Origin of the sequence: Blastomonas sp. (assembly GCF_041747255.1) — a bacterium.
Taxonomy (GTDB): Bacteria; Pseudomonadota; Alphaproteobacteria; order Sphingomonadales; family Sphingomonadaceae; genus Blastomonas.
Map to the genome: position 1 here is coordinate 1 of NZ_JBGTFM010000446.1, position 2,706 is coordinate 2,706.

Annotated in this window: 3 protein-coding genes; 1 reads left to right on the forward strand and 2 read right to left on the reverse strand. The window is 63.4% G+C overall.

Annotated elements, in window-relative coordinates:
- Window positions 1–14 precede the first annotated feature (14 nt).
- Together hemA and murI are read right to left on the reverse strand one after the other, a co-directional pair.
- Window positions 15–1,229, reverse strand: coding sequence for a 5-aminolevulinate synthase (hemA, locus tag ACEW8G_RS14905; protein WP_373489185.1), 1,215 nt, complete (start codon window positions 1,227–1,229; stop codon window positions 15–17).
- A 217-nt stretch (window positions 1,230–1,446) separates the two neighbouring features.
- The gene (gene murI, locus ACEW8G_RS14910; protein ID WP_373489187.1) at window positions 1,447–2,244 is read right to left on the reverse strand and encodes a glutamate racemase; all 798 of its coding nucleotides are present in this window, start codon (window positions 2,242–2,244) and stop codon (window positions 1,447–1,449) included.
- Between the two features lie 118 nt (window positions 2,245–2,362).
- Here murI and ACEW8G_RS14915 point away from each other — a divergent pair.
- Window positions 2,363–2,706 (forward strand): glycerol-3-phosphate acyltransferase (locus tag ACEW8G_RS14915; RefSeq protein WP_373489186.1); only part of this gene is annotated, 344 nt, incomplete at its 3' end.

Below are 2,706 nucleotides of genomic sequence, written 5' to 3' on the forward strand. Positions count from 1 at the left end.
GCGGCGTCATGCGTTCAGGCAGCCTTGCGCAGTTCGAGCCGGTCCCAGATTTCGACCAGTGCCGCCGTGAGATCGCGCATCATCGCTTCATCATGGTTGGGGCCGGGGGTGAAGCGCAGCCGTTCGGTGCCGCGCGGCACGGTGGGGAAATTGATTGGCTGCACGTAGACGCCATATTCGGCGAGCAGCATATCGCTGATCCGCTTGGCCTTGACCGGATCGCCGACCATCAGCGGTACGATGTGCGTGGTCGAGAGCATCACGGGCAGACCGGCGTCTGCAAACATCGCCTTGAGCCGCGCTGCCGCTGCCTGCTGGCCGTCACGCTCCTCGCTCGACGCCTTGAGGTGCTTCACGCTGGCAAGCGCGCCTGCGACCAGCACCGGCGACAGCGAGGTGGTGAAGATGAAGCCCGGCGCGTAGCTGCGGATGACATCGATGATCCGCGTATCGGCGGCGATATAGCCGCCCATCACGCCGAACGCCTTGCCAAGCGTGCCCTCAATGATCGTTAACCGGTGCGCGGCCTCGTCACGCTCTGAAATACCGCCGCCGCGCGCGCCATACATGCCCACCGCGTGTACCTCGTCGAGATAGGTCAGCGCGTTGTATTTCTCCGCCAGATCGCAGATCGCGTGGATGGGCGCGACATCGCCGTCCATCGAATAGACGCTCTCGAACGCAATCAGCTTGGGCACGTCCGGGTCTTCGGCGGCGAGCAGCTCTTCAAGATGCTCGGTGTCATTGTGGCGGAACACGCGCTTTTCGCAGCCCGAATTGCGGATGCCCGCAATCATCGAGGCATGATTGAGCTCATCGGAAAAGATGATGCAGCCGGGCAGAATCTTGGCGAGCGTCGAGAGCGTCGCGTCATTGGAGACATAGCCCGATGTGAACAGCAGCGCATTGTCCTTGCCGTGCAGATCGGCGAGCTCACGCTCAAGCTCGACATGGTAATGCGTGTTGCCGCCGATGTTGCGTGTGCCGCCCGATCCTGCACCGACATTGTGCAGCGCCTCTTCCATCGCCTCGATCACCTTGGGGTGCTGGCCCATGGTGGGATAATCGTTCGAACACCACACCGTGATCGGCTTGGGGCCATTGTGGCCGTGGAAGCAACGCGCGTTGGGATAGGCCCCCTTGTTGCGCAGGATGTCGATAAACACCCGGTAGCGCCCCTCAGCGTGCAGCCGGTCGATTGCAGCATCAAAAATCTGGTCGTAATTCACACGCGCACCTGTCTATGGCCACCTAACCCGGCGAAGGTTTGTCTCAACATGGCTGCGCGTTTGGTTGCGACGTGTAAACCCGCATCTGCCGGAGGCTCATATAGCAAGTAAAGCGTGCAATTCCAGCGATAACGGCTCGCAACTGCCACCGGCCGCAACCAGTAAACCGCAATAAAATTGATCAGCGTGATCGGCGAAAACGATCAAAGGAAAACGATCAAAGACTGTCAAAGCTGCTGAATCCGCGCTGAGTGAGCGCTGGACGATAGGGGATGACATCGGCTGCCGGGCCGGTAGCAACAAACCGCAGCCCGTTGCCCGCGAACACCTGCCCGCGCGTCAGCCAGGCGATCCGCCGCGCGATTCCCGCCGCGCCATCGACGAAGGTCACCGGCCTGCCCATCGCTGCGGCAAGTTCGTCCTGCACGATCGGGAAATGCGTGCAGGCCAGCACGATGGTGTCGATCGGCACGCCGCGCTGCTGATCGACCAGCCCCGCGATGGCGCGCGCGAAAATCGCCGGGTCGGGGGTTTGCCCCCGCATCTTCATCTCGGCGGCGCGCACCAGTTCGCGCGCACCAAAGCGGATGATCGTCGCATCATCGGCGAACTCGCGCGCGAGATTGTCGACATAGGGCTGGCGCACCGTCGCCTCGGTGCCCAGCACGCCGATCACCCGGGTCTGCGACACTTCCGATGCGGGCTTGATCGCGGGCACGGTACCCACCACTGGCAGATCGAGCGCGGCGCGGATCTGCGGCAGCGCGATGGTCGATGCGGTGTTGCACGCGATGGTGATCAGCCGGGGGCGATAACGCTCAACCAGCCGCCCGAGCAGCGCAGGCACGCGCGCGGCGATCTCCGCCTCGGTCTTTTCGCCATAGGGCAATCCGGCAAAATCGGCGGCATAGACAATCGGCGCGTCGGGCAGCAGCGCGCGCGCCGCGTCCATCACCGTCAGCCCGCCGATGCCGGAATCGAAGAACAGCAGCGGCGCGTCGGCAGCAATGGTCATCTCGGTCATCATCCCGCTCTAGCAGCAGCGCGCAAGCGTTCAACCATGCTTGCCAAAACTGCGCCATTGCCTATGCAGAGCGCAGTCTTTGGCAGGTGTTTGAGGCAAGCGACACATGATGAACGATCTGGCCATGGCCGCCCTTGCCTCGCTCGCTGCGCTGATGGCGATGGGCTATCTGCTGGGCTCGATCCCGTTCGGGCTTATCCTCACGCGACTTGCCGGCGCGGGCGACCTGCGCAGCATCGGATCGGGCAACATCGGCGCAACCAACGTGCTGCGCACAGGGCGCAAGGGGTTGGCGGCGGCGACCCTGCTGTTCGACCTTGGCAAGGGCGCCGCCGCCGTGCTGATCGCAGAGGCGATTGCACCGGGCGCGGGGCCATTCGCTGGGCTAGGCGCGTTTCTGGGGCATTTGTATCCGATCTGGCTCAGGTTCAATGGCGGCAAGGGAGTCGCGAC